The 26,533-nt window shown below is 71.6% G+C and carries 22 protein-coding genes; 3 read left to right on the top strand and 19 right to left on the bottom strand.

What is annotated here, in order from left to right:
* Positions 1-1,686 (top strand): alkaline phosphatase, encoded by a 1,686-nt coding sequence (locus JHAT_RS09690; RefSeq protein ID WP_077797662.1) that lies wholly within the window; start codon positions 1-3, stop codon positions 1,684-1,686.
* On the opposite strand, the gene JHAT_RS09685 is transcribed toward JHAT_RS09690, so the two are convergent.
* Entirely contained in the window at positions 1,671-2,270 is a 600-nt protein-coding gene (locus JHAT_RS09685; RefSeq protein ID WP_077797661.1) for a dienelactone hydrolase family protein, read from the bottom strand. The two genes, JHAT_RS09690 and JHAT_RS09685, sit on opposite strands and share 16 nt — an antisense overlap.
* Positions 2,271-2,374: 104 nt before the next feature.
* Between JHAT_RS09685 and JHAT_RS09680 the strand changes: the two genes are divergently transcribed.
* Complete coding sequence (locus tag JHAT_RS09680) at positions 2,375-3,499, top strand: mechanosensitive ion channel family protein (protein WP_077797660.1); 1,125 nt, start codon at positions 2,375-2,377, stop codon at positions 3,497-3,499.
* 27 nt (positions 3,500-3,526) lie between these two features.
* On the opposite strand, the gene JHAT_RS09675 is transcribed toward JHAT_RS09680, so the two are convergent.
* The 5 genes from JHAT_RS09675 to JHAT_RS09655 all read right to left on the bottom strand — a co-directional run bounded on the left by JHAT_RS09675 (position 3,527) and on the right by JHAT_RS09655 (position 8,186).
* A complete protein-coding gene (locus JHAT_RS09675; RefSeq protein WP_077797706.1) occupies positions 3,527-5,113 on the bottom strand; it encodes a Na+/H+ antiporter in 1,587 nt (528 codons plus the stop codon).
* Between the two features lie 89 nt (positions 5,114-5,202).
* Positions 5,203-5,676: a GNAT family N-acetyltransferase gene (locus tag JHAT_RS09670; protein WP_077797659.1), complete on the bottom strand. Its 474-nt coding sequence runs from the start codon at positions 5,674-5,676 to the stop codon at positions 5,203-5,205.
* Complete coding sequence (locus tag JHAT_RS09665) at positions 5,673-6,617, bottom strand: RluA family pseudouridine synthase (protein WP_077797658.1); 945 nt, start codon at positions 6,615-6,617, stop codon at positions 5,673-5,675. The genes JHAT_RS09670 and JHAT_RS09665 overlap by 4 nt, the downstream gene beginning before the upstream one ends.
* A 69-nt stretch (positions 6,618-6,686) precedes the next feature.
* Complete coding sequence (lspA, locus tag JHAT_RS09660; RefSeq protein WP_077797657.1) at positions 6,687-7,280, bottom strand: signal peptidase II; 594 nt, start codon at positions 7,278-7,280, stop codon at positions 6,687-6,689.
* A 120-nt stretch (positions 7,281-7,400) separates the two neighbouring features.
* Positions 7,401-8,186: a TraR/DksA family transcriptional regulator gene (locus tag JHAT_RS09655; protein ID WP_077797656.1), complete on the bottom strand. Its 786-nt coding sequence runs from the start codon at positions 8,184-8,186 to the stop codon at positions 7,401-7,403.
* Positions 8,187-8,795: 609 nt separating this feature from the next.
* Here JHAT_RS09655 and ileS point away from each other — a divergent pair.
* Positions 8,796-11,942, top strand: a complete 3,147-nt coding sequence (gene ileS, locus JHAT_RS09650; protein WP_077797655.1) for an isoleucine--tRNA ligase — start codon at positions 8,796-8,798, stop codon at positions 11,940-11,942.
* 196 nt (positions 11,943-12,138) lie between these two features.
* Here ileS and divIVA read toward each other — a convergent pair whose 3' ends face one another.
* The 13 genes from divIVA to JHAT_RS09580 form a co-directional block, all read right to left on the bottom strand.
* Positions 12,139-13,311: an apical growth/hyphal branching protein DivIVA gene (gene divIVA / locus JHAT_RS09645; protein ID WP_077797654.1), complete on the bottom strand. Its 1,173-nt coding sequence runs from the start codon at positions 13,309-13,311 to the stop codon at positions 12,139-12,141.
* Between the two features lie 55 nt (positions 13,312-13,366).
* Complete coding sequence (locus JHAT_RS09640) at positions 13,367-13,651, bottom strand: YggT family protein (RefSeq protein ID WP_007448661.1); 285 nt, start codon at positions 13,649-13,651, stop codon at positions 13,367-13,369.
* 80 nt (positions 13,652-13,731) lie between these two features.
* On the bottom strand, positions 13,732-14,373 hold the full coding sequence (gene sepF / locus JHAT_RS09635) for a cell division protein SepF (RefSeq protein WP_077797653.1): 642 nt from the start codon (positions 14,371-14,373) through the stop codon (positions 13,732-13,734).
* A 129-nt stretch (positions 14,374-14,502) separates the two neighbouring features.
* On the bottom strand, positions 14,503-15,222 hold the full coding sequence (locus tag JHAT_RS09630; RefSeq protein WP_077797652.1) for a YggS family pyridoxal phosphate-dependent enzyme: 720 nt from the start codon (positions 15,220-15,222) through the stop codon (positions 14,503-14,505).
* 6 nt (positions 15,223-15,228) lie between these two features.
* Complete coding sequence (pgeF, locus tag JHAT_RS09625; protein ID WP_077797651.1) at positions 15,229-15,957, bottom strand: peptidoglycan editing factor PgeF; 729 nt, start codon at positions 15,955-15,957, stop codon at positions 15,229-15,231.
* Complete coding sequence (gene ftsZ, locus JHAT_RS09620; protein ID WP_077797650.1) at positions 15,954-17,156, bottom strand: cell division protein FtsZ; 1,203 nt, start codon at positions 17,154-17,156, stop codon at positions 15,954-15,956. Before ftsZ ends, pgeF begins: the two co-directional genes overlap by 4 nt.
* A gap of 287 nt (positions 17,157-17,443) precedes the next feature.
* Positions 17,444-18,238, bottom strand: coding sequence for a cell division protein FtsQ (ftsQ, locus tag JHAT_RS09610; RefSeq protein ID WP_077797705.1), 795 nt, complete (start codon positions 18,236-18,238; stop codon positions 17,444-17,446).
* Between the two features lie 100 nt (positions 18,239-18,338).
* Positions 18,339-19,433 (bottom strand): undecaprenyldiphospho-muramoylpentapeptide beta-N-acetylglucosaminyltransferase, encoded by a 1,095-nt coding sequence (gene murG, locus JHAT_RS09605; protein WP_077797648.1) that lies wholly within the window; start codon positions 19,431-19,433, stop codon positions 18,339-18,341.
* A 6-nt stretch (positions 19,434-19,439) separates the two neighbouring features.
* Entirely contained in the window at positions 19,440-20,810 is a 1,371-nt protein-coding gene (gene ftsW / locus JHAT_RS09600) for a putative lipid II flippase FtsW (RefSeq protein WP_077797647.1), read from the bottom strand.
* Positions 20,811-20,885: 75 nt separating this feature from the next.
* The gene (gene murD / locus JHAT_RS09595; protein WP_077797704.1) at positions 20,886-22,292 is read right to left on the bottom strand and encodes a UDP-N-acetylmuramoyl-L-alanine--D-glutamate ligase; all 1,407 of its coding nucleotides are present in this window, start codon (positions 22,290-22,292) and stop codon (positions 20,886-20,888) included.
* Positions 22,293-22,300: 8 nt separating this feature from the next.
* Positions 22,301-23,392 carry a phospho-N-acetylmuramoyl-pentapeptide-transferase gene (gene mraY / locus JHAT_RS09590; RefSeq protein ID WP_077797703.1) on the bottom strand — a complete coding sequence of 364 codons (1,092 nt, stop codon included), beginning with the start codon at positions 23,390-23,392 and terminating at the stop codon, positions 22,301-22,303.
* On the bottom strand, positions 23,392-24,807 hold the full coding sequence (gene murF, locus JHAT_RS09585; RefSeq protein ID WP_077797646.1) for a UDP-N-acetylmuramoyl-tripeptide--D-alanyl-D-alanine ligase: 1,416 nt from the start codon (positions 24,805-24,807) through the stop codon (positions 23,392-23,394). The genes mraY and murF overlap by 1 nt, the downstream gene beginning before the upstream one ends.
* 28 nt (positions 24,808-24,835) lie before the next feature.
* Positions 24,836-26,356 (bottom strand): UDP-N-acetylmuramoyl-L-alanyl-D-glutamate--2,6-diaminopimelate ligase, encoded by a 1,521-nt coding sequence (locus tag JHAT_RS09580; protein ID WP_077797645.1) that lies wholly within the window; start codon positions 26,354-26,356, stop codon positions 24,836-24,838.
* Between the last annotated feature and the right edge of the window lie 177 nt (positions 26,357-26,533).

Below are 26,533 nucleotides of genomic sequence, written 5' to 3'. Positions count from 1 at the left end.
GTGACCAGTCGACACAGATCATCCGAAGAGATCACCGCCGCGCCCGCCGAGCGGGCCGGTTCCCGCACGCCCAGCCGTCGTGCGGTCGTCAAGGCCGCGGCGGCCGGAGCCGTCCTCGCGGCTCCGCTCGCCGCGGCGCCGCCCGCCGGTGCCGCCGACACCGCCCCCGCCTTCCTGCACGGCGTCGCCTCCGGCGACCCGCTGCCCGACGGCGTCCTGCTGTGGACCCGGGTGACGCCGGTGCCCGAGGCCGTGCCCGGTTCCGGCATCGGCCCGGACACCGAGGTGAGCTGGGTCGTCGCCACCGACAAGGCGCTCACGAACGTCGTCGCCAAGGGGTCCCTCACCGCCACCGCCGCCTCCGACCACACGGTCAAGGCGGACATCCGCGGCCTCGCCCCCGCCACGGACTACTGGTACCGCTTCTCCGCCGGCCCCACCGACTCCCCCGTCGCCCGCACCCGGACCGCCCCCGCGGCCGACGCGGCCGTCACGGGCCTGCGCTTCGGCGTGGTCTCCTGCGCCAACTGGGAGGCCGGCCACTTCTCCGCGTACCGCCACCTCGCGGCGCGCGGCGACCTGGACGCCTGGCTGCACCTGGGCGACTACATCTACGAGTACGGCACCGGCGAGTACGGCACCCGCGACACCGTGGTGCGGCAGCACGCGCCCGCCCACGAGATCGTCACCCTCGCCGACTACCGCACGCGGCACGCCCGGTACAAGACGGACCCCGACCTGAGGGCGCTGCACGCGGTGGCGCCCGTCGTCGCCATCTGGGACGACCACGAGTTCGCCGACAACACCTGGTCGGGCGGCGCCGAGAACCACACCGAGGGCGCGGAGGGCGCCTGGACGGCGCGTCAGGCCGCCGCGAAGCAGGCCTACTTCGAGTGGATGCCGGTACGCCCGGCGATCGCCGGCACCACCTACCGCCGACTGCGCTTCGGCAAGCTCGTCGACCTGTCGCTCCTGGACCTGCGCTCGTTCCGCTCGCAGCAGGTGGCCCTCGGCGACGGCGACGTCGACGACCCGGACCGCACCGTCACCGGCCGCGCCCAGCTCGACTGGCTCAAGTCCAACCTGCGGTCCTCCGACGCCGTGTGGCGGCTGGTCGGCAACCCGGTGATGATGTCGCCGTTCGCGGTCGGTTCGCTCCCCGCCGAGCTGCTGAGGCCGCTCGCCGAACTCCTCGGCCTGCCGAAGGAGGGGCTCGCCCTCAACACCGACCAGTGGGACGGCTACACCGACGACCGCCGCGAACTGCTGGCCCACCTGCGCGCCCACGCCGTCCGCAACACCGTGTTCCTGACCGGCGACATCCACATGGCGTGGGCCAACGACGTGCCGTACAACGCCGCCACGTACCCGCTGTCCGGCTCGGCGGCCACGGAGTTCGTGGTCACCTCGGTGACCTCCGACAACCTGGACGACCTCGTGAAGGTCCCCGAGGGCGCGGTGTCCGCGGTCGCCGCGCCGGTCATCCGGGCGGCCAACCGGCACGTCCACTGGGTCGACACCGACCGGCACGGCTACGGCGTGCTGGACGTCACCGCCGAGCGGGCGCAGATGGACTACTACGTCGTCTCCGACCGCACCGACCCGGACGCCCGCTCCACGTGGGCGCGCTCCTACCGCACGCGCAGCGGCACGCAGCGCGTCGAGCGGGTCTACTCCCCCGTCTGAGGCGCGTCCCCGCCCCGCAGCGAGTCGAGGAAGCCGAGCGCCACCCGCCAGGTGGCCTCGGCCGCCTCCTCGTCGTAGTCCGGCAGCCCGGGATCGGTGTAGAGGTGACCCGCCCCGGCGTACCGGTACACCTCCACGTCGGCGCCGGCCCGGCCCATCTGGAGGTACCAGGCGCTGAGCCAGTCGTCCGTCTCGAACGGGTCGGGCTCGGCGACGTGCAGCTGCACCGGCAGGTCGTCCACCGAGGCGTTGGCGGCGATGTCCGAGGTGCCGTGCAGGAGCAGCAGCCCGCGCGCCCGGTGGTCACCGAGGGCGAGGGTCTGGGCGATGGAGGCGCCGAGCGAGAACCCGGCGTACACCAGCCCGCGCTCGGAATAGGGCGCGGCGGCCAGCACGGCCCGCTTCAGCAGTTCCTCCCTGCCGATCTCGTCCTGGTGGGCCATGCCCTCCTCGACCGTGTCGAACGTCCGCCCCTCGAAGAGGTCCGGGGTCCAGACCTGGTGCCCGGCGTCGCGCAGCCGGTCGGCGGCCTGCCGCACCGCGGGCCTCGGGCCATGGGTCGAGTGAAAGAGCACGATGTTCATGGGGCCATGGTGCCAGCCGGGTACGACAACGCGACGGGCGACGGCGTCCGGCGGGGGACACAGGTCACAGGTTCACGCCGGACCGGGCCGGTTACGTTCGAAGGATGGAGAACCCGGAGAACGTACTCCGCCCGCTGCTCGTGGTCGGCGGCTCCGTCCTGCTGACCCTGGTCATCGGGTGGGCCACCGACCTGCTGCTGCGCAAGGCCGACGGACGGCACCCCGAGACGCCCCTGTGGGGGCTGCTGCGCCGCGCCCGCATCCCCTACCAGCTCGTACTGTGCGCGGCGCTGCTGAGGGGGACCTACGTCGAGGCGCAGGTGTTCCCGGAGCACCGGACGGGGGTCGGCCGGACGCTGACGCTGGTGCTGATCGGCTCGGCGGCCTGGCTGGTGATCCGGATCGCCGCGGCCGTCGTCGAGACGTCGTACTCCCGCTACGCCCACGCCCACGCCCAGCGCGACCCGGCCCGGGTGCGGCGGGTGCGCACCCAGGTGTCGCTGATCATGCGGGTGGTCTCCGCGGTCGTCGGCGTCGTCGCCGTGTCGTCGATGCTGCTGACGTTCCCGGCGATGCGCACGGCGGGCACCTCCCTGCTGGCCTCGGCCGGTGTCCTCGGCATCGTGGCCGGCATCGCCGCGCAGTCCACGCTGGGCAACCTGTTCGCGGGGCTGCAGATCGCCTTCGGCGACATGGTGCGCATCGGTGACACGGTCGTGGTGAACGGCGAGTGGGGCACCGTCGAGGAGATCACGCTGACCTTCCTGACCGTGCGCACCTGGGACGAGCGCCGGATCACGATGCCGGTGTCGTACTTCACGTCCCAGCCGTTCGAGAACTGGTCGCGGGGCACCCCGCAGATGACCGGCGTCGTCTACTGGCACCTCGACCACACGGCCCCGCTGGACGCGATGCGCGAGCGGCTGCGGGACATCCTGCGCGGCTGCCCGGCCTGGGACGGGCGGGCCTACAACCTGACCGTCACGGACACCACCCCGAACACCATGCAGGTGCGGGCCCTGGTGACGGCGAAGGACGCGGACGACATCTGGACGGTACGGGTCGAGGTGCGCGAGCAGATGATCCGCTGGCTGGCCGACGAGCACCCGTACGCCCTGCCCCGCGTCAACACGGCGGACGCCGACCGGCGCCCCGGCGTCCCGCCCTCCCGGCGCTCGCCGGACGGGGAGGCCCGCCGTTTCCCGCACCGGTCGGGAAAGGTCCTGTGACCCGCGGCCGCCGGCCCGGCGGCGCGGTCAGCGCAGGCTGCGGACGTCCAGGTGGCGCAGCACCCGGTCGACGATCTCCGGGTCGGCTCCGGGTTCGCTGCGTGCCGCCAGCACCTCGTGGCGCGCGGCGCTGAGCAGCTCGCCCTGGATCCGGCGGATCCGCTTCAGTCGCCGGGCCCGCTGCAGCTGTGCCTCGCGCCGCTCCTCGTCGCCGATGTCCGGGCTGATCCGGATGCCGATGTCGAAGGCCCGCCGCAGCATCTGCTCGGACAGCTCCTCCGGCAGGTCCTCGACCGCCTCGATCTCCTTGAGCCGTTGCTTCGCCGCCTTCGCCGCGCGCACGGCGAGCTCCTTCTCGTACTCCTTCTCGCGTTCGGTGTCCGACCGCACCCCGAGCCGGTTCACCAGCCACGGCAGTGTCAGGCCCTGGAGCAGCAGCGTCACCATGATCACCCCGAAGGCGATGAAGACGATCTCCTCCCGGTTCGGGAAGGGGGACCCGTCGTCCGTCTTCAGCGGGATCGCGAGCGCCAGCGCCACCGAGGCGACGCCCCGCATCCCCGACCACCACATGACGACGGTCTCCCGCCAGCTCGTCGGGATGTCCTCGTCGTGGTCGCGCCGGGCGTGCAGCCGCTGGGTCAGCCAGGTGGCCGGCAGCAGCCACACCAGCCGGACGAGGATCACCACGCCGACGACCGCTCCGGCCCAGCCCAGCAGCTCGGCCCACCGCCCGGAGGCGGTGCGGACGGCGTTGTGCAGCTCCAGCCCGATCAGCCCGAAGGCGACGCCCGTGACGAGGGTGTCGACGACGTCCCAGACCGTGTGCCCGGTGAGCCGGGTCATCACGTCGTCGGCGCCGACCGCGTACTCGGCGAGGAACATGGCGGTGGTCAGCACGGCGAGCACCCCGGAGCCGTGGAGCTCCTCGGCCAGCACGTACGACACGTAGGGCACGAGCAGCGTCAGTCCGATCTGCAGGGTGGCGTCCCCCAGCAGGTCCAGCAGCTTGTTGGCGCCCCAGCCCAGGGCCAGGCCCACCGCGACGGCGACGACGGCGGACAGCACCAGGTCGAGCCCGGCGCCCCAGGGCGAGAAGGAACCGCTGACGACCGCGGCGATGGCCACGTGGTAGAGCACGATGGCCGTCACGTCGTTGAAGAGGCCCTCGCCCTCGAGGATGGACACCAGGCGGCGCGGCAGCCCCAGCTGGCCCGCGACGGCGGTCGCCGCGACCGGGTCGGGCGGCGCCACCAGGGCGCCGAGCGCGAAGGCGGCGGCGATCGGCAGGCCCGGCACGATCACATGGGCCACGGTGGCCACGCACGCCGTGGTGACGAACACCAGTGCGACCGCCAGCAGGAAGATGGGGCGTCTGTTGGCCGCGAACTGCCGCCAGGAGGTGCGCCGCACGGCCGCGTACAGCAGCGGCGGCAGCAGCGCGGGCAGGATGAGCTCGGGCGGGATGTCGACGTTGGGCACGAAGTCGAGCAGCGCCAGGACGATCCCGAGGACGGTCATCAGCACGGGCGCCGGCAACTTGAGCCGGTCCCCGATCGGGACGCTCAGCAGGGCCCCGAGCAGCAGCATGAACAACAGGGCCAACTGATCCACGGTCACCGCTCCGGTGGGTCTCGGCGTGTGCACGGCGGGGTGTACAGCCTGCCATGCCACCGGCCCCACCGGCCGGTCCGGCTCGGCTCCTACAGGGTGCGCCGCATCGCGCGGTGGGGTATCCCCGCGTCGGGGAACTCCGGTCCGTAGGCCTGGTACCCCAGTCGCTCGTAGAAACCCAGGGCGTGTGTCTGCGCGTGCAGGTCGAGCGCGGTGAGTCCGCGCGCGCGTGCCGCGTCCTCGACGGCGCGCACCAGTGCGGCCCCGACGCCCAGTCCGCGGGCGTCCCGGACGACGGCGAGCCGTCCGAGGGAGCCGACGGCCGGGTCCCCGTCGCCGTTCTTCGCCGCGGCGGCCGCACCGTGCAGCAGCCGTGAGGTGCCGAGCGGCACGCCGTCCTCCCGGACCGCGAGGACGTGCACGGCGCCGGCGTCGTACGCGTCGTACTCGATGTCCTCCGGGACGTTCTGCTCGGCGACGAAGACCTCCTTGCGCACCGCGAAGCACGCCTCCCGGTCGGCCGGGTCCTCGGCGACGCGCACCTCGTAGGCCGGGGCGCTCATGCGTAGGTCTCCTCGCGGACCCGGTCCAGGGCCTGCTGGAGGTCCTCGGGGTAGTCGCTGGCGTACTCGACCCACTGTCCGTCGCCGGGGTGCTCGAAACCGAGCCGTACGGCGTGCAGCCACTGGCGGGTCAGGCGCAGCCGCTTGGCCAGCGTCGGGTCGGCGCCGTAGGTGAGGTCGCCGACGCAGGGGTGGCGGTGGGCGGCCATGTGGACGCGGATCTGGTGGGTGCGGCCGGTCTCCAGCTTCACGTCGAGCAGGGAGGCCGCGCGGAACGCCTCGATGAGGTCGTAGTGCGTGACGGAGGGCTTGCCCTCGGCGGTGACGGCCCACTTGTAGTCGTGCTGGGGGTGGCGGCCGATGGGGGCGTCGATGGTGCCGCTGGTCGGATCGGGGTGGCCCTGCACGAGCGTGTGGTAGCGCTTGTCGACGGTGCGCTCCTTGAACTGGCGCTTGAGCGAGGTGTACGCCCGCTCCGACTTCGCCACCACCATCAGGCCGGAGGTGCCGACGTCGAGGCGGTGCACGATGCCCTGGCGCTCGGCGGCGCCGGAGGTGGAGATGCGGTACCCGGCGGCGGCCAGTCCGCCGATGACCGTGGGGCCGTTCCAGCCGGGCGACGGGTGGGCGGCGACGCCGACGGGCTTGACGATGACGACCACGTCCTCGTCGTCGTGCACGATCTCCATGCCCTCGACGGGCTCGGCGACCAGCTGCACCGGCGCGGGCGCCTGGGGCATCTCGACCTCGAGCCAGGCGCCGCCGCGGACCCGTTCGGACTTGCCGACCACCGATCCGTCGACCTGCACCTTGCCCGCCGCGGCGAGCTCCGCGGCCTTGGTACGGGAGAAGCCGAACATGCGGGAGATGGCGGCGTCGACGCGCTCGCCCTCCAGGCCGTCGGGCACGGGCAGGGTACGGATCTCGGGAAGCGTGCTCACCCGTCGAGTATGCCGGACGTGCCGGACGGTCCCGCACGCCCGTCCGGCGCGGGGACCCCGGCAGGGGCCTCAGTCCCGGTGGACGGTCCCGTCCGGGTCCAGGCCGCGGAAGGAGAGGATCACGATCAGGATGCCGCCGCAGACGATCGCCGAGTCGGCGAGGTTGAAGACGGCGAAGTGCTTGGGCGCGATGAAGTCGACGACCGCGCCCTCGAAGACGCCGGGCGAGCGGAAGATCCGGTCGGTGAGGTTGCCGAGCGCACCGCCGAGCAGCAGGCCGAGCGCGATCGCCCACGGCAGGCTGTACAGCTTGCGGGCGAGACGGGCGATCACCACGATCACGGCCGCGGCGATCACCGTGAAGATCACCGTGAAGGCCTCGCCGAAGCCGAAGGCCGCGCCCGCGTTGCGGATCGCCGCGAGCCGCAGCCAGTCACCGACGATCTCGATCGGCTCGTGGTGCTCCAGCTCGGCGACCACGATCATCTTGCTGACCAGGTCGAGGAGGTAGGCGAACACGGCGACCGCGAACAGCACGGCGATCCGCCGCCGGCCCCGGGGGCGCTCCGGGGCCTGTTCCTGCTCGGCTTCGGGCCGCTCCTGCCCGTCCCCCGCCGCGTCCGGGGTGTCCGGCGTACCGATGATGCGCTCCGCCTCTGCCACGTGAGTCCCTCAGCCTAGGTACCTGACTGAGGACGAGGGTACGGCACACCCTGCGTCCCGGACGTGCTCAGGACGTGCTCAGGACGTGTGCGGAGGCGGAGCGGCGCGGTCGGTGCCGGCTCAGGGGCGGCGTTCCTGCTTCTGCTTGCACTCGACGCAGAGGGTGGCCCGCGGGAAGGCCTGCATGCGCGCCTTGCCGATGGGGTTGCCGCAGTTCTCGCACAGGCCGTAGGTGCCCGCGTCGAGGCGTTCCAGGGCGCGCTCGGTCTGGGTGAGCATCTCGCGCGCGTTGGCGGCCAGTGCCAGTTCGTGCTCGCGCGTGATGTTCTTGGTTCCGGTGTCCGCCTCGTCGTCGCCGGCGCCGTCCCCGGAGTCCCGCATCAGGCCCTGCAGCGACCGCTCCGACTGGTCGATCTCGGTGCGCAGCCGGTCCGCCTCGGACTGGAGCTCCCCACGGGCCTCCTCGACCTCCGCCGGGGTCCAGGGGTCCTCGCCGGGGCGTACCGCGAGGTCACCGGGGACCGCGGCGACGCCACGTGCCTTCGGAACCGCGGACTTGGCCGCCGTGGCCGTGCCAGGAGTCTTCTTCGCAACCACCGTCGTGGCTCCCGTCTGCTCCGCGGCCTCGGCCGCGCCCGCCTTCTTCGCCGTGCTCTTCTTCGCCGCGGTCTTCGTGGCCGCGGTCTTCGTGGCCGCGGTCTTCGTGGCCGCGGTCTTCGTGGCCGCGGTCTTCGTGGCCGCGGTCTTCTTCGCCGGGCTCCGCCGCTTCGCCGTGGCCTTCTTCACCGCGGTCCCGTCCGCGACGACCGCCGCCGCGTCGGCCTTCCTCGCGGCCGTCGTCTTCCTGGCGGCGGACTTCTTCGCAGCCGCCTCCGACTGCTCTACGGCGGTCTTCTTCGCCACCATGGCCGCGGCCCCTTCACATATTGTGATCTTGCTCGCGAATCGTGCTGGGACGATAAATCGACTCGGGTCCCGCGGCAACGGGGCACGCCGCCCGATCCGCCGCCCACCGCGCGCCGCGCGGCGAACATGCATGCGTTGTGCCCAGCTCCCCGCCCGGTAATCCGCCGGTGCGGTTCCCGGCCGGACCCGTCGGGAACCGCACCGGCGGGCTCGGCATCCGGGTCACCCGGGGCGGCACGGCGCCCCGCTCCGCCCCGCGCCGAAACCGGTCGGCCGCCGGCCGCGCGGCGCCGTACACTGGGCGGAGCGAAAAGCGTGGATGGGGACGAGTAGCGGCGTACGCAGCCCAGAGCGACCCGGGGACGGTGTGAGCCCGGGGGTGAGCGCGACGTGAAGATCACCCCGGAGCCGCCGGAGGAAAGCCCGACCCGAGGGACGGGCGAGTAGAACCGGCTCGCGACCCCAATGAGGGGGCTCACCGGCGCACACGACGCACCGGGGGGCCAAGGAGGGTGGTACCGCGGGAGCGCGCCGCACACAGCGGCGTACGTAGCCTCTACGGCTCTCGTCCCTCCGACGGAAGGCAGTACGTCCGCCGGAGGAAGCTCGTTGAATACGCAGCCGCAGTACCGTCAGGTGCCCGCCCAGGTCGACCTGCCCGCGCTCGAACACGCGGTGCTCGACTTCTGGCGCGAGCAGAAGATCTTCGCCAAGAGCCTGGAGCAGTCCGAGGGTCGCCCCGAGTGGGTGTTCTACGAGGGCCCGCCCACCGCCAACGGCATGCCGGGCGCCCACCACATCGAGGCGCGCGTCTTCAAGGACGTCTTCCCCCGCTTCCGCACCATGCGGGGCTACCACGTGGCCCGCAAGGCCGGCTGGGACTGCCACGGCCTGCCGGTCGAGCTCGCGGTGGAGAAGGAGCTCGGCTTCTCCGGCAAGCAGGACATCGAGGCGTACGGCATCGCCGAGTTCAACGCCAAGTGCCGCGAGTCCGTGACCCGGCACACCGACGCCTTCGCCGAGCTGACGACCCGCATGGGCTACTGGGTCGACCTCGACGACGCCTACCGGACCATGGACCCGGAGTACGTCGAGTCGGTCTGGTGGTCGCTGAAGGAGATCTTCAACAAGGGCCTGCTGGTCCAGGACCACCGCGTCGCGCCCTGGTGCCCGCGCTGCGGCACCGGCCTGTCCGACCACGAGCTGGCCCAGGGCTACGAGACGGTCGTCGACCCTTCCGTCTACGTCCGCTTCCCGCTGACCTCCGGCCCGCTGGCCGGCGAGGCGGCGCTCCTGATCTGGACGACCACCCCCTGGACGCTGGTCTCCAACACCGCCGTCGCCGCGCACCCCGACGTGACGTACGTCGTCGCGACGAACGGCGAGGAGAAGCTGGTCGTCGCCGAGCAGCTGGTGGCCAAGGCCCTCGGCGAGGGCTGGGAGACCACCGGGCAGTCCTTCACCGGCGCCGAGATGGAGCGCTGGACCTACCGGCGCCCCTTCGAGCTCGTGGAGTTCCCGGAGCCCGCCCACTACGTGGTGAACGCCGAATACGTCACCACCGAGGACGGCACCGGTCTGGTCCACCAGTCCCCCGCCTTCGGTGAGGACGACCTCAAGGTCTGCCGCTCCTACGGCCTGCCGGTCGTCAACCCCGTCCGCCCCGACGGCACCTTCGAGGAGGGTCTCCCCCTGGTCGGCGGCGTCTTCTTCAAGAAGGCCGACGAGCAGCTCACGGAGGACCTGGATGCCCGGGGCCTGCTGTTCAGGCACGTCCCGTACGAGCACAGCTACCCGCACTGCTGGCGCTGCCACACCGCGCTGCTGTACTACGCGCAGCCGTCCTGGTATATCCGCACCACGGCGATCAAGGACCGTCTCCTCCAGGAGAACGAGAAGACCAACTGGTTCCCGGACTCGGTCAAGCACGGCCGGTACGGCGACTGGCTGAACAACAACATCGACTGGGCGCTCTCCCGCAACCGCTACTGGGGCACCCCGCTGCCGATCTGGCGCTGCGAGGACGACCACCTCACCGCCGTCGGCTCCCGCGCGGAGCTGTCCGAGCTGACCGGCACCGACCAGTCCGCGCTCGACCCGCACCGCCCGTACATCGACGAGGTCACCTTCGCCTGCCCGCAGGACGGCTGCGGGAAGACGGCCACGCGCGTGCCGGAGGTCATCGACGCCTGGTACGACTCGGGCTCGATGCCGTTCGCGCAGTGGGGCTACCCGTACAAGAACAAGGAACTGTTCGAGTCCCGCTACCCGGCGCAGTTCATCAGCGAGGCCATCGACCAGACCCGCGGCTGGTTCTACACGCTGATGGCCGTCGGCACCCTGGTCTTCGACAAGTCGTCGTACGAGAACGTCGTGTGTCTCGGCCACATCCTCGCCGAGGACGGCCGCAAGATGTCCAAGCACCTGGGCAACATCCTGCAGCCGATCCCGCTGATGGACCAGCACGGCGCCGACGCGGTGCGCTGGTTCATGGCGGCCGGCGGCTCCCCGTGGGCGGCCCGCCGCGTCGGCCACGGCACGATCCAGGAGGTCGTCCGCAAGACGCTCCTCACCTACTGGAACACGGTCGCCTTCCAGGCCCTGTACGCCCGCACCAGCGGCTGGGCGCCCAGCGGGGCCGACCCGGCCCCGGCCGAGCGTCCGGTGCTGGACCGCTGGCTGCTGTCCGAGCTGCACGCGCTCACCGACCAGGTGACGCAGGCACTGGAGAGCTACGACACCCAGCGCGCCGGCAAGCTGCTGTCCGCGTTCGTCGACGACCTGTCCAACTGGTACGTCCGCCGCTCGCGCCGCCGCTTCTGGCAGGGCGACAAGGCCGCGCTGCGCACGCTGCACGAGGTCGTCGAGACGGTCACCAAGCTCATGGCCCCGCTGACCCCGTTCATCACCGAGCGGGTCTGGCAGGACCTGATCGTCCCGGTCACCCCGGACGCCCCGGAGTCGGTCCACCTGGCCTCCTGGCCCGAGGCCGACCTGACGGCGATCGACCCGGAGCTGTCGCAGCAGATGGTGCTGGTGCGCCGCCTGGTCGAACTGGGCCGCGCCACGCGCGCGGAGTCGGGCGTCAAGACCCGGCAGCCGCTGCGCCGCGCGCTGATCGCCGCGACGGGCTTCGACGCGCTCTCCCCCGAGCTGCACACACAGATCACGGAGGAGCTGAACGTCGAGTCCCTCGCGTCGCTGAGCGAGGTCGGCGGCTCCCTGGTCGACACGACGGCGAAGGCCAACTTCCGCGCGCTGGGCAAGCGGTTCGGCAAGCGCGTCCAGGACGTCGCCAAGGCCGTCGCGGCCGCGGACGCCGCCGCCCTCTCCCTGGCGCTGCGCGAGGGCACGGCGTCGGTGGAGGTCGACGGTGAGACGATCACCCTCGCTCCCGACGAGGTGATCATCACCGAGACGCCGCGCGAGGGCTGGTCGGTCGCCTCGGACTCGGGCGCGACGGTCGCCCTCGACCTGGAGATCACGGAGGAGCTGCGCCGTGCGGGCCTCGCCCGCGACGCGATCCGCCTGATCCAGGAGGCCCGCAAGAACAGCGGTCTCGACGTCGCCGACCGCATCGCCCTGCGCTGGACGGCCACGGACCCGGCGACGATCGCCGCCCTGACCGGGCACGCCGCGCTGATCGCCGACGAGGTCCTGGCGACGGACTTCGCCCAGGGCGAGGCGGACGACGCGTACGGCGCCCCGTTCACGGACGAGGGCCTGACCCTGACGTTCCGGCTGCGCAAGCAGTAGCGGACGCGACGAGAGGCCCGGCCCCTGGAATTCACCGCGAGGGGGCCGGGCCTCTCGTCGTACCGTCGCCCGAACCGCGGGCAACCGCGCCTCCCCCGCCCGGCACTGGCACCCCGCACCACGCACGAGGGCGGGCCCCGGGTCACAAACCCGGGGCCCGCCCTGAACGCCGCCTGAGGCTACGCCGTACTACAGATCAGTTGTCGTCCTCGTCGATCAGGAAGCCCCGCATCGGCGAAGGCGCCTGCCCCATCGGCGACGGCCCCTGCGGCCGCACCGGTGCCATCGGCTGGGTCATCGCCGGCGACATCTGCTGCTGACCGCCGTAGGACGGACCGGACTGGCTCGGCCCGCTGCCCATCGACTGGTTGCCGCCGTAGGACGGGGCGCTCGCGCCGGCCGGAGCCATCGAGGGCGCCGGGGACGGCGGGAGCGAGGCCGTCGCGGGCGTACGCGGCGGGGCGAGCGAGTCGTCCGCCTGGGTCTCCAGCTGACGCAGCTGCGACTCCAGGTAGGACTTCAGCCGCGTCCGGTACTCGCGCTCGAAGCCGCGCAGGTCCTCGACCTTGCGCTCCAGCGTGGCGCGGGCGGACTCCAGGGAGCCCATCGCGACGCGGTGCTTCTCCTGCGCGTCCCGCTCCAGGGCGTCGGCCTTGGCACGGGCGTCCCGCTCCAGACCCTCGGCACGCGAACGCGCCTCGCCGACGATCTTGTTGGCCTCGGAACGTGCCTCGGCGATCGCCTGGTCGGCGGTCTGCTGGGCGAGCGAGAGGACACGGGCGGCGCTGTCGCCGCCGGGACCGCCCTGACCGGGCAGGCCGGGGCCACCGGGGCCCTGCGGGCCGCCCATGGGGCCGCCCATCGGACCGGGACCCATCTGGCCCTGCATCGGACCCGGGCCCTGGCCCATCGGCCCCGGACCCTGGCCCATCGGGCCGGGACCCTGCGGGCCGCCCTGACCGCCGGGACCGGCGGGCAGCTGCGGGGCACCGCTCGGCAGCTGGGGCGGACCACCCATGGGGCCACCCATCTGCTGCTGCGGCGGGCCCGATATGCCGGCGGGCACCGGAGCGCCGGGACCTCGCATGCCCTGCTGCGGCATGCCGCCCTGCTGCTGCGGGTGCTGCTGCTGATGCTGCTGCTGGTCCTGGGGCGGTTCCGGGGGCTTGCGCATGTTCTGCTGGTTCTGCGCAGCCGCGCGCGTCGCCGCGGCCAGCTTGGCGCGCAGGTCCTCGTTCTCGCGGAGCAGCCGGGTCAGTTCGGCTTCGACCTCGTCGAGGAAGGCATCGACCTCGTCCTCGTCATAGCCTTCTCGGAGGCGGACGGTCGTGAACTGCTTGTTCCGCACGTCCTCGGGGGTCAACGGCATCTCTTCACCTCAACGTTGTCGTCGGCATTCGGCAAGCCCGTATCTCTCTCATCGCTCACAGCCGGCTCACGATCGAGATCAGGATGTAGACGATGATCATCAGTACGAAGAAGGACAGGTCGAGCGCCACGCCCCCGAGACGCAGCGGCGGGATGAACCGCCGCAGAAGCTTCAACGGTGGATCGGTGACAGTGTAGGTGGCCTCCAGAACGACCACCATCGCCTTGCCGGGTTGCCACGAGCGGGCGAACTGGAAGACGTAGTCCATGACCAACCGGAAGATGAGCACGATGAGGAAGCACATCAGCGCGATGTAGACCACATCCAGGACCACGCTCATGACCTGTGCTTCCCTCTCCCCTGAACCATCTCTCGGACCCGTCCTCGGGTCCGTGGTCTTGCTCTAACCGGTCGTGCGTCTCAGCTCTGGTTGAAGAACCCGCCCTCTGCGATGCGGGCCTTGTCCTCCGCCGTGACATCGACGTTAGCAGGAGACAGCAGGAACACCTTCTGCGTCACCCGCTCGATACTGCCGTGAAGACCAAACACCAAACCGGCCGCAAAGTCGACAAGTCGCTTCGCATCTGTGTCGTCCATCTCAGTGAGATTCATGATCACCGGTGTGCCCTCACGGAAGTGTTCCCCGATGGTACGGGCCTCGTTGTAGGTCCGGGGGTGAAGTGTGGTGATCCGGTAGGGCTCTCGTTCGGACACGACCTTGGGCATGATGACCGGTGCGCTCTTTTCCAGGTTTGCGCGTTCTTGTGTGATGGATGCCACGGGCGCGATGCGCGCCGGGCGGCCCGATTCCGCCCCGAGCGAAGTGGAACGGGCCACCGGCTCGCGCTGCGCGGGCGGCTGGACGATTCGCACCTCTTCTTCCCTTTGGGGCTGATGTGAACCGTGCGACTGGTGTGCCGGTTCGTGCCTCCGGTGGTCCCGCTCGGGCTCCGGGTCCAGTTCGGGTTCGAAGTCGTCGTCGGGGTCGAACCCCCGGCCGTCGTACCCATCGTCCTCCACGAGGCCGAGGTAGACCGCCATCTTGCGCATCGCGCCGGCCATGCTCTGAGTCCTCCGCTCTGTGGTGGATCGGCTGACGACTGCCAAATGCCCGCGATCCACTAGGTCGTTGCCTCCGCCTTTCGGCGGTAATGACCATATTTTCTGCTGTGGTCCGACTTCTTGGCGACGTTACCCGAGCCTGGGTCGGACTCCGAGTACCGCGGTGCCGACGCGTACATGTGTCGCTCCGGCGGCCACGGCCTGTTCGAGGTCCGCACTCATCCCTGCGGAAACCATGTTCGCAGCAGGATGGTTCCGGCGCAGGCGGGTCGACAAATCCATGAGGTGCTCGAACGCCGCCTGTTGACGTCCGGCGTACTCGCCGGTGAGCGGTGCCACGGTCATCAGCCCGTCGAGCCGCAGTCCGTCCGCTCCGGCGACCAGATCGGCCAACTCTTCGATTCCCGCGGGCGCGACGCCTCCGCGCTCCCCGCGCGCGCTCTCCCCCGCGTCGAGCGCGACCTGGAGGAGCACGCCCACCTCGCGCCCGGCGCGCACCGCTTCCTTCGACAGCACGGTGACGAGCCTGGCGCGGTCGACGGACTGCACGACATCCGCGTAACCGACCACGGAGCGCACCTTGTTGGTCTGCAGCTGACCCACGAAGTGCCACGAGAGCGGCAGATCCGAGCAGGCGGCGGCCTTGGGCGCCGCGTCCTGGTCGCGGTTCTCGGCGACGTGGCGCACGCCGAGACCGGAGAGAACGCGCACGTCGTCGGCCGGGTAGGTCTTGGTGACCACGATCAGGGTCACCTCCTCGCGGCGGCGGCCCGCGGCCTCGCACGCGGCGGCGATGCGCTCTTCCACTGTCGCCAGGTTCCTGGCGATTTCGTCCTTACGGTCCGTCATGCCCCATCAGTCCAGCCAGACATAGCCCGCGAGCCGCCCGGTGGTGCGGTCTCGTCGGTACGAGAAGTGGTCCTTCGACTCCCGGGTGCACACCGGCGACTGCGCCAGGTCGCACACCCCGAGCCGCTCGAGCTGCGCGCGCACTCCGGCGCTCACGTCGAGGGACGGAGTGCCCCAGCTCGTCACGGCGTGCGCCGCCGGTTCGACGGCGCCGACCTCGGCGCGCATCTCCTCCGGCACCTCGTAGCACCGGCCGCACACGGCGGGTCCGGTGCGGGCGACGATGCGGGCGGGGTCGGCGCCGAGCCCGGTCATGGCCCGTACGGCGGCGGGGACGACCCCGGCGACCAGGCCGGGTCGGCCCGCGTGCGCCGCGGCGGCGACGCCGGCGACGGGATCGGCGAGGAGAACGGGCACGCAGTCGGCGGTGAGGACGGCGAGGGCGAGACCGCGTTCGGCGGTGACGACCGCGTCGACCCGCGGGACCGGACGGTCCCCCCAGGGCGCGTCGACCACGGCGACGTCGGCCCCGTGCACCTGGTTCATCCAGACCACCCGGGCCGGGTCGACGCCCAGCGACTTCGCGGCCAGTTGGCGGTTGGCCGTCACGGCGGCCGGGTCGTCGCCGACCGCGCCGCCGAGGTTGAGCTCCTCGTACGGAACGGCGCTCACCCCGCCCCACCGGTCGGTGAAGCCGAAGTGCGCGCCGTTCACGGTGTCGCGCTGTCCTATCACTTCAGGAAGTCCGGCACGTCCAGCTCCTCGGCCGCGCTGTCCGAGTAGGTCCGCGACGGCGGGACCGGCGGCGGAGCGACCGGCGGCAGGTCGCTGACCGGCTCCGGCGCCGGGGTCGGCTCCGGCTCCTCCTTCGGCTTGACGCTGCCGAGCGAACCGAAGGACGGGCGGCTCTCGGGCTGCCGGACCGGAGCGGGCTCCTCGCGCTTGGCCGAGGCCGAGCCGAGGACGTTGTCCCGCTTGGCCGGCGGCTGGCCCCCGTCGAAGCCGGCCGCGATCACGGTGACCCGCACCTCGTCGCCGAGGGCGTCGTCGATGACCGCGCCGAAGATGATGTTGGCCTCGGGGTGGGCGGCCTCGCTGACCAGCTGGGCCGCTTCGTTGATCTCGAACAGGCCGAGGTCGGAGCCGCCGGAGATGGAGAGCAGGACGCCGCGGGCGCCGTCGATGGACGCCTCGAGCAGCGGCGAGGAGATCGCCATCTCGGCCGCGGCCACCGCGCGGTCGTCGCCGCGGGCCGAGCCGATGCCCATGAGGGCCGAACCGGCCTCGGACATGACCGACTTGACGTCGGCGAAGTCGAGGTTGATCAGGCCGGGCGTGGTGATGAGGTCGGTGATGCCCTGCACACCGGACAGCAGCACCTGGTCGGCGGACTTGAAGGCGTCGAGCACGCTGACCTGACGGTCCGAGATGGACAGCAGCCGGTCGTTGGGGATGACGATGAGGGTGTCGACCTCTTCGCGCAGCTCCGCGATGCCGTCCTCGGCCTGGTTGGCGCGGCGCCGGCCCTCGAAGGTGAACGGGCGCGTGACCACACCGATGGTGAGGGCGCCCAAGGAGCGCGCGATGTTGGCCACGACGGGCGCGCCGCCGGTGCCGGTGCCGCCGCCTTCACCGGCCGTCACGAAGACCATGTCGGCCCCCTTGAGGACCTCCTCGATCTCCTCGCGGTGGTCCTCGGCGGCCTTGCGGCCGACGGCCGGGTTGGCTCCGGCGCCGAGTCCGCGGGTGAGTTCGCGGCCGACGTCCAGCTTGACGTCGGCGTCGCTCATCAACAGCGCCTGCGCGTCGGTGTTGATGGCGATGAACTCGACGCCCTTGAGACCGACCTCGATCATCCGGTTGATGGCATTGACACCACCGCCGCCGACACCGATGACTTTGATGACTGCGAGGTAGTTCTGCGGTGCTGCCACGTCGAAGGCCTCTCGCCTCGAGTTACGTGTCGTCGGATCACCGGAGCACTGATGCCCCGCGACCCGACGACTGATGCCGAATGGGACGGTCCGTAGCGCCGACCCGAACCCTAACGCTGAAGTTTAGGGTTACCAGTGTGTCTGTTCCTTGGAGTCTTCTGAACAGGACACTAAGTCGACACGTGGCGCGCGTTCAACGAACACGCCGAACCTCCCGTTTTTCTTTTCACCCTATGTGATCAGCCGTAGCGCTGCCCAACCAGGGTGCTGGCCTGCACGTATACCCGTCAACTCCCCGATGACGCCGGGGCGGTGGGGACACTCACGTCGAAGTGCCGTGCGTCGGGCGTCGCTTTCATCAGCGCGGTGAGCGCCCGGGCCTTCCGCTCGCCCTGTTCGCCGCTCCCCCAGGCCACGGTGCGGCCGTCGTCCAGCTGCAGCGAGATGTCGTCGTAGGAACGGACCGTGACCTGGTGGGTCCGCCGCGCCACCGCGTCCGGGACGCTCCCGGCGACGCGCACCGCCTCGCGCACCAGACGGTCCTCGCCGAAACGGCGCAGGCTCGCCGCGGCCGGACCCGAGCGGGCGAGTTCCCATTTCAACGCGGGCACGCCTTTCGGGGCCCGGGAAACCGTGGCGAACCGGACGCCTTCGTCGTCCACTTCGACGAAGTTCCGGCCTTCGCGCACCACCAGGACCGGAGTGCGCTCGGTCACTTTCAACGCGATTCCGTGCGGCCAGGAACGGACCACGTCGACCTCGTCCACACGGGGCAGTTTCCGGCTCAGCCGCGCCGCGATCGCCTCGGTGTCGACGGAGACCAGCGCGTCCCCGACGGGTACGTCGGCGGCCTCGCGGACCTGGGCCGGCGTCAGGACGCGGGTCCCGGAGACCGACACCCGTTCCACGCGGAGCCAGTTCGATCCGTACAGCACCCAGAGCGTCACGCCCGCGGCGAGCACGAGGACGGCGGCCAGGATGATGATCGCACGAAGGCGGGACGGTCCGAACCGCCCCGCACCGGGCGGGCCGGACGACTCCTGCCGGCGTTCACCGCGTTCGGCGGTGGTCGGTCCGGCCACGCGCACTCCCTTTCCTGGCTCGGTTCGCCTCCGGGGCGCCCCGGTCGGTGCCGACGGCCCGACCGCGCCCGCCCCTTCGGCTCACTCGCCGCTGCGTTCCCTAGCGGTGTGCGCGGCCGGCGATCGCCTCGTACACCATGCCGACGAGGAGGTCGTCGGCGTCCCGGCGGCCGAACTCGGCGGCGGCACGGGACATCTCGTACAGCCGGTGCGGATCGGCGAGCACGGGCAGCACGTTCTGCTGCACCCACTCCGGCGTCAGCTCCGCGTCGTCGACCAGCAGCCCGCCGCCGGCCTTCACCACCGGCTGGGCGTTGAGCCGCTGCTCGCCGTTGCCGATGGGCAGCGGGACGTAGGCGGCCGGGAGTCCGACGGCGGAGAGTTCGGCGACGGTCATCGCGCCCGCGCGGCAGAGCATCATGTCGGCCGCGGCGTACGCGAGGTCCATCCGGTCCAGATAACTTACCGGGATGTACGGGGGCATCCCCGGCATCTGGTGCACCTGCGGCAGTTCGTTCTTCGGACCGACCGCGTGCAGGATCTGGATACCGGCCTGCTGGAGCCGCGGCGCGACCTGCTGGACCACCTCGTTGAGCCGCCGGGCGCCCTGCGAGCCGCCGGTGACCAGCAGCGTCGGCAGGTTGGGGTCGAGTCCGAACGCCGCGCGGGCCTCGGGGCGCACGGCGGCGCGGTCGAGGGTGGCGATGGAACGGCGCAACGGGATACCGATGTAACGGGCGTTGCGCAGCTTGCTGTCGGGCGTGGAGACGGCGACCTGGGCGGCGTACCGCGAGCCGATCTTGTTGGCCAGGCCGGGGCGGGCGTTGGCCTCGTGGATGACGATCGGCACGCCGAGCCGCTTGGCCGCGAGGTAGCCGGGCAGCGCGACGTAGCCGCCGAAGCCCACCACGCAGTCCGCCTTGGTGCGCTCCAGGATCTGCTCGGTCGCCTTGATGGTGCCGCGCAGCCGGCCCGGGACGGTGATCAGCTCGGGGGTGGGCTTGCGCGGCAGCGGGACGGCAGGGATCAGCGCCAGCTCGTAACCGCGCTCGGGCACCAGCCGGGTCTCCAGACCACGCTCCGTGCCCAGGGCCGTGATGCCCACGGTCGGATCCTGCCTGCGCAGGGCGTCCGCGAGGGCGAGCGCGGGCTCGATGTGGCCCGCGGTTCCTCCGCCGGCGAGTACGACATGCACCGAAATTCACCGCTCTCCGGACGAGCGCGCCGCCGAGGCGCGCCGTCGCATCGTGTTCCGACTCCGGGAGGTCCGTTTGGCTCCGGAGCCCCCGGTTCCCCCCGTTCCCCGCTTTCTACCAAAGCGAGGTTGCCGCAGCGCAAGCGCCGCCCGCGCACCGGGCTCGTCGCGGGCGAAGGCGATGAGCAGGCCGATGGCGAACATGGTCGGCAGCAGGGCGGATCCCCCGTAGGAGAACAGCGGGAGGGGCACACCGGCGATCGGCAGCAGCCCGAGGACCGCACCGATGTTGATCACGGCCTGGGCCGTGATCCAGGTGGTCACGCCTCCCGCGGCATACCTGACGAAGGGGTCCTCCGTGCGTCCGGCCACGCGGATACCCGCATAGCCTAGAGCCGCGAACAGGGCGAGCACCGACAGCGTCCCCGCCAGGCCCAGTTCCTCACCGGTGACGGCGAAGATGAAGTCGGTGTGTGCTTCGGGTAGTTCGCCCCATTTCTCCACACTGGCACCGATCCCGGATCCGAACAGCCCGCCCGAGGCGAGGGCGTAGATGCCGTGCACCGCCTGCCAGCAGGCGTCGCCCGGGCCGGGGTCGGTGGCGCCGATGCAGTTCAGCCGGGCCATGCGGTTGGGGCTGGTCTTGATGAGGATCACACCGAGCAGCACGGCGACCGAGAGCACCCCGGCGAACAGCCGGGTGGGCGCGCCCGCGAGCCACAGCAGACCGAAGAGGATCGCCGTGAGGATGATCGCCGTCCCCATGTCGCCGCCGATCATGATCAGCCCGAGCAGCATGAACGCGGCCGGCACCAGGGGGACGAGCATGTGCTTCCACTGGGCCAGCAGCTTCTTGTCCTGCTTGCGTGCGAGCAGGTCGGCGCCCCACAGCACCAGGGCGAGCTTGCCGAACTCGCTGGGCTGGATCTGGAAGGAGCCGCCCAGGGAGATCCAGTTCTGGTTGCCGTTGACCGACATCCCTATCCCCGGCACCTGCACGAGGATCATCAGGAAGACGGCTCCGGCGAGGATGGGGTAGGCCAGCGCCCGGTGCAGTTTCACCGGCATCCGCATGGCGGCCACCAGCAGCCCGGAGCCGATCAGCGCGGCCAGGAACTGCTTGCGGAAGAAGTACGAGCCGGGCAGGGAGAGCTGGAGCGCGGTGATCTGGGAGGCCGAGTAGACCATCACCAGGCCGAGCACGGTGATCAGCAGACTGCCGCCGAAGATCAGGTAGTACGCGGTCAGCGGCCGGTCCCAGGCGCGGCGGAGACGGAGGTAGAGACCGAGGACCGGGTTCTCGTGCGACGGCCCCGGCGCGGCCGGCCGCTTGACGGTCCGCTGCGCGGGCGGACCTCCGGTACGGCTACCGGGCATCGCGGCCTCCGCTGTCGATCGGCCTGGACCGTGCCACGCGTCCTCCCGAGTTCACCCGGCGCGGGAGCGGCCGGGTCAGGCGCCGAGTTCGCGAACGGCCGCCGCGAACGCGTCACCACGCTTGTTGTAGTTGGTGAACATGTCCATGGAGGCACAGGCCGGGGCGAGCAGGACCGTGTCGCCGGGCCGCGCGAGCCGCCGCGCCTCCTGGACGGCCTGGGGCATCGCCCCAGTGTCGGTCCGGTCGAGGTCGACCACGGGTACTTCCGGGGCGTGTCGCGCCAGGGCTTCGCGGATCAGCGCGCGGTCGGCGCCGATGAGGACGACGCCCCGCAGCCGCTTCGCCGCCCCGGCGACCAGCTCGTCGAAGGTGGCGCCCTTCGCCAGTCCGCCCGCGATCCACACGATCGACTCGTACGCCGCCAACGAGGCCTGCGCGGCATGGGTGTTGGTGGCCTTGGAGTCGTCGACGTAGGCGACCCCGTCGACGTCGGCGACGTGCGCGATGCGGTGGGCGTCGGGCGTGAAGGCCCGCAGTCCGTCGCGGACGGCGGCCGCGGGGACGCCGAAGGCGCGGGCGAGGGCCGCCGCGGCGAGGGCGTTGGCGATGTTGTGCGGGGCCGGCGGGTCGACGTCCGCGACCTCGGCGAGCTCCTGGGCGTTCTTCTGCCGGTTCTCCACGAAGGCGCGGTCGACCAGGATGCCTTCCACGACCCCGAGTTGGGAGGGGCCGGGGGTGCCCAGGGTGAACCCGACGGCCCGGCAGCCCTCTTCGACGTCGGCCTCACGGACGAGGTCCTCGGTCGCCTTGTCGGCGACGTTGTAGACGCAGGCGACGCGATTGCCCTCGTAGACGCGGCCCTTGTCGGCGGCGTACGCCTCCATGGAACCGTGCCAGTCGAGGTGGTCGGGGGCGAGGTTGAGCACCGCGGCGGAGTGGGCGCGCAGGGAGGGCGCCCAGTGGAGCTGGTAGCTGGACAGCTCCACGGCGAGGACGTCGTACTCCTCCTCGCCGGTGACCGCGTCCAGCAGCGAGACGCCGATGTTGCCGACGGCGGCCGTGCGCAGGCCGGCCGCCGTCAGGATGGACGCCAGCATCTGGACGGTGGTCGTCTTGCCGTTGGTGCCGGTGACGGCCAGCCAGGGCGCGGCGTCGGGGCCGCGCAGGCGCCAGGCCAGCTCGACGTCGCCCCAGACCGGTACGCCCGCCCGGTCCGCCGCCGCGAACAGCGGCTTGGTGGGTTTCCAGCCGGGCGCGGTGACGATCAGCTCGGTGCCTTCGGGGAGGGTGTCCCCGTCGCCGAGGCGCACGGTGACGCCGAGCGCCTCGAGTTCGGCCGCCTGCGCCCGCGCGCGCTCGTCGTCGCCGTCGTTGACGACGGTGACGTGCGCGCCGAGGCCGTGCAGGACCTTGGCCGCCGGGACGCCGGAGACGCCCAGTCCGGCGACGGTGACGTGCTTGCCCGTGAATTCCGAAGGCACCGAGGAGGTCACTTGTCCGCTGCCCATCCCGCGTAGAAGAGGCCGAGTCCGACGATCACGCAGATGCCCTGGATGATCCAGAAGCGGACCACGACGAGGACCTCGGACCAGCCTTTGAGTTCGAAGTGGTGCTGAAGCGGCGCCATCCGGAAGACGCGCTTGCCGGTGAGGCGGAAGGAGCCGACCTGGATGACCACCGACATGGTGATCAGGACGAACAGGCCGCCGAGGATGGCCATCAGCAGTTCGGTGCGCGAGCAGATCGCGAGACCCGCGAGCACACCGCCGAGCGCGAGCGAACCGGTGTCGCCCATGAAGATCTTGGCCGGCGAGGTGTTCCACCACAGGAAGCCGAGGCAGGAACCCATCAGCGCGGAGGCGACCACCGCCAGGTCGAGCGGGTCGCGCACCTCGTAGCAGGCGCCCGGGTTGGTCAGGGTCAGCGCGTTGGCGCAGGACTCCTGGAACTGCCAGACGCCGATGAAGGTGTAGGCGCCGAAGACCAGGACGGAGGCGCCGGTGGCCAGGCCGTCGAGGCCGTCGGTGAGGTTCACGCCGTTCGACATGGCGAGGATCATGAACAGCGCCCAGACCACGAACAGCACCGGTCCGATGGCCCAGCCGAAGTCGGTGATGAACGACAGCTTGGTGGAGGCCGGGGTGTTGCCGCGGTTGTCCGCGAACTGCAGCGCGAGGACCGCGAAGGCGATGCCGACGATGAGCTGGCCGGCCATCTTCGCCTTGGCCCGCAGGCCCAGCGAACGCCGCTTGACGATCTTGATGTAGTCGTCGAGGAAGCCGACCAGGCCCATGCCGACCATGAGGCCCAGCACCAGCAGACCCGAGAAGGTCGGCCCCGCGTCGGCCTGCTCGTCCAGGTAGCCCGTGATCACCTTGGCCAGGAAGTAGGCGACGACCGTCGCCAGGATGAAGGCGATACCACCCATGGTCGGCGTACCGCGCTTGCTGGCGTGCTCGCGCGGTCCGTCGTCGCGGATGTACTGGCCGTACCCCTTGCGGGCCAGCAGCTTGATCAGCAGCGGGGTGCCGACCAAGGTCAGGAACAGGCCGATGACTCCCGCGAACAGGATCTGCTTCATCATCGGGCGGCGACCTCGCCCTCGGCGCCGGCCTCGAGCAGCGCCGCGACGACGCTCTCCAGACCCACCGAACGGGACGCCTTCACGAGCACGACGTCCCCCGGGCGCAACTCGCTGCGCAACAGGTCGATCGCCGCCTGTGCGTCGGACACGTGCACCGACTCCTCACCCCACGAACCCTCGTTGTATGCGCCCAGTTGCAGCCATCGGGCTTCTGTGCCCCCGACCGCGACGAGCTTGCTGACGTTGAGCCGGACGGCGAGCCGTCCGACCGCGTCGTGCTCGGCGAGCGCCTCGTCCCCGAGCTCGGCCATCTTGCCGAGCACCGCCCACGTACGGCGCCCTTTGCCCATGGCCACCAGCGCGCGCAGCGCGGCCTTCATGGACTCGGGGTTCGCGTTGTAGGCGTCGTTGACGAGCGTCACGCCGTCCGGGCGCTCGGTGACCTCCATCCGCCAGCGGGAGAGGGAGCCCGCCTCGGAGAGCGCGGTGGCGATCTCGTCTGCGGACATGCCCAACTCGTGGGCGACGGCGGCCGCGGCGAGCGCGTTCGACACGTGGTGCTCACCGTACAGGCGCATGGTCACATCACTTGCACCGGAGGGTGTGTGAAGCCTGAAGGAAGGCTGTCCGCTGTCCGTGAGTCGCACGTTCTCGGCACGAACGTCCGCTTCGTCGGACTCCCCGAAGAGGATCACCTTCGCCTTCGTCCGGGAGGACATGGCGCGCACGAGGGCGTCGTCCGCGTTGAGGACCGCGACGCCGCCCTCGTCGGCCGGCGGAAGCGCCTCGACGAGTTCGCCCTTGGCCTGGGCGATCTGCTCCCGGCCGCCGAACTCGCCGATGTGGGCGCTGCCGACGTTGAGGACGAGGCCGATCCGCGGCGGGGTGAGGCCGGTGAGGTACCGGATGTGGCCGATGCCGCGGGCGCCCATCTCCAGGACGAGGTACTTCGTCTCCTCGGTGGCGGTCAGGGCGGTCAGCGGCAGCCCGATCTCGTTGTTGTGCGAACCGGGCGTGAACACCGTCGGCGCCTGGCGCTGCAGGACCTGCGCGATGAGGTCCTTGGTGCTGGTCTTGCCGGCGGATCCGGTGAGGGCGACGAGGGTGGCGCCGAGGCGCCGTACGACGTGCCGGGCGAGGGCGCCGAGGGCGGTCTGGACGTCGTCCACGACGATCGCGGGCACGCCGACGGGGCGGGAGCCGAGCACGGCCACCGCTCCCGCCTCCACGACCGCCGGCGCGAAGTCGTGGCCGTCCACGCGCTCGCCGACGAAGGCGACGAAGAGACTGCCGGGTCCCGCCTCCCGGGAGTCCCGGACCACCGGTCCGGTGACCTCGACGGACGGGTCCGGTATGTCGTGCATCTGCCCGCCGACGACTTCTGCGATCTCGGCGAGGGAGAGGGCGATCACAAGTTCATCCCCTGGTTCTTCAGGATCTTCATCCCTGGGTCTTCCGGATGGCTTCGCGAAGCACCTGGCGGTCGTCGAAGGGACGGACCACTCCGGCGATGTCCTGGCCCTGCTCGTGGCCCTTGCCCGCCACCAGCACGGTGTCGCCGGGCTCGGCCCGGGCGACGGCGGCGGCGATCGCGGCGGCCCGGTCCTCGAAGACCTGGACCTCGCCGCGCTCGTGCGCGGGCACGGACGCCGCGCCCCGGAGCATGGTGGCGAGGATGGCCAGGGGGTCCTCGGAGCGGGGGTTGTCGGAGGTCAGTACGGCCGTGTCGGCGAACCGGGCCACGGCCGCGCCCATCGGCTCCCGCTTGGTGGTGTCCCGGTCGCCGCCGCAGCCGAGCACGGCGTGCAGCTTCCCCTCGGTCACCTTGCGCAGGGCCCGCAGGACGGACTCGACCGCGTCGGTCTTGTGGGCGTAGTCGACCACCGCGAGGTAGGGCTGCCCCTCGTCCACGCGCTCCAGCCGGCCCGGCACGCCCGGCACGACGGCGATGCCGTCGGCCGCGGTCTGCGGGTCGAGGCCGGCGGCGGCCAGGGCGGCGATCGCGGCGAGGGTGTTGGCCACGTTGAAGGGACCGGCCAGGGGCGACCTGGCGGTGATCCGCTCGTCCTTGGGGCCGACCGCGGTGAACGTCGAGTCCATCGGTCCGACCCGGACGTCCTCGGCGCGCCAGTCGGCGTCGGGGTGGCCCTCGGCGGAGTAGGTGACGACGGGGACCGTGGCCTCGTTCGCGAGCCGGCGGCCGTACTCGTCGTCGGTGTTGACGACCCCGAGCCTGCTGCGCTCCGGCGTGAACAGCTGCGCCTTGGCCCGGAAGTAGTCCTCCATGTCGGAGTGGAACTCCATGTGCTCCGGGCTCAGGTTGGTGAACACCGCCACGTCGAAGACGCAGGCGTCGACCCGGCCGAGCACCAGGGCGTGGCTGGAGACCTCCATGGCGACCGCCTCGGTGCCGCGCTCGCGCATGACCGCGAACAGGGCCTGGAGGTCGGTGGCCTCCGGCGTGGTGCGCTCGGACTTGATGCGTTCGTCGCCGATGCGCATCTCGACCGTGCCGATGAGACCGGTGCTCCGCGCGGTGCGCAGGCCGCCCTCGACGAGGTAGGCGGTGGTGGTCTTGCCGGAGGTGCCGGTGATGCCGATCTGGAGGAGATCGCGGCCGGGGTGGCCGTAGATCGTGGCCGCCAGTTCGCCCATCCGTGCGCGCGGATCGTCGACGACGAGCGCCGGCAGTCCGGCGGCGGCGACGCGCTCCGCGCCGGCCGGGTCGGTCAGCACGGCGGCGGCGCCGAGACCGGCGGCCTGGGTGACGAAGTCGGCGCCGTGGGCGCGGGCTCCGGGGAGGGCGGCGTACAGGTCACCGGGGCGGACGGCGCGGGAGTCATGGGTGATGCCCGTGACCCCGGCGGTGCTGTCCGGCGCGGTGACACCCAGCTGATCGGCGAGTTCCGCGAGGGGTGTGGCGGAGACCTGCACCGGCCGGGGCGGGCCCGGATACGTCACGGGGTGGCCCTTCTGGGTGGATTGGGACTGATCGGCGTGTGGCACGGCGGTGAGCGTACCGGGCGTAGCCGCTTCCGGGCCAAAGGAGGGCCCGCGCGGAGCACGGTCCGGCGAGGACGGCGGTGGGCGACGGATGGGCGAGGGGCCGGGGGTGCGCTGGTTCCCGGGATCCGGGGT

This window comes from Streptomyces sp. JHA26 (assembly GCF_002005565.1).
In the GTDB taxonomy this organism is placed as follows: Bacteria; Actinomycetota; Actinomycetes; order Streptomycetales; family Streptomycetaceae; genus Streptomyces.
The sequence above is the reverse complement of the archived record's forward strand: the minus strand, read 5'-3'. Positions and strand labels throughout refer to the sequence as shown.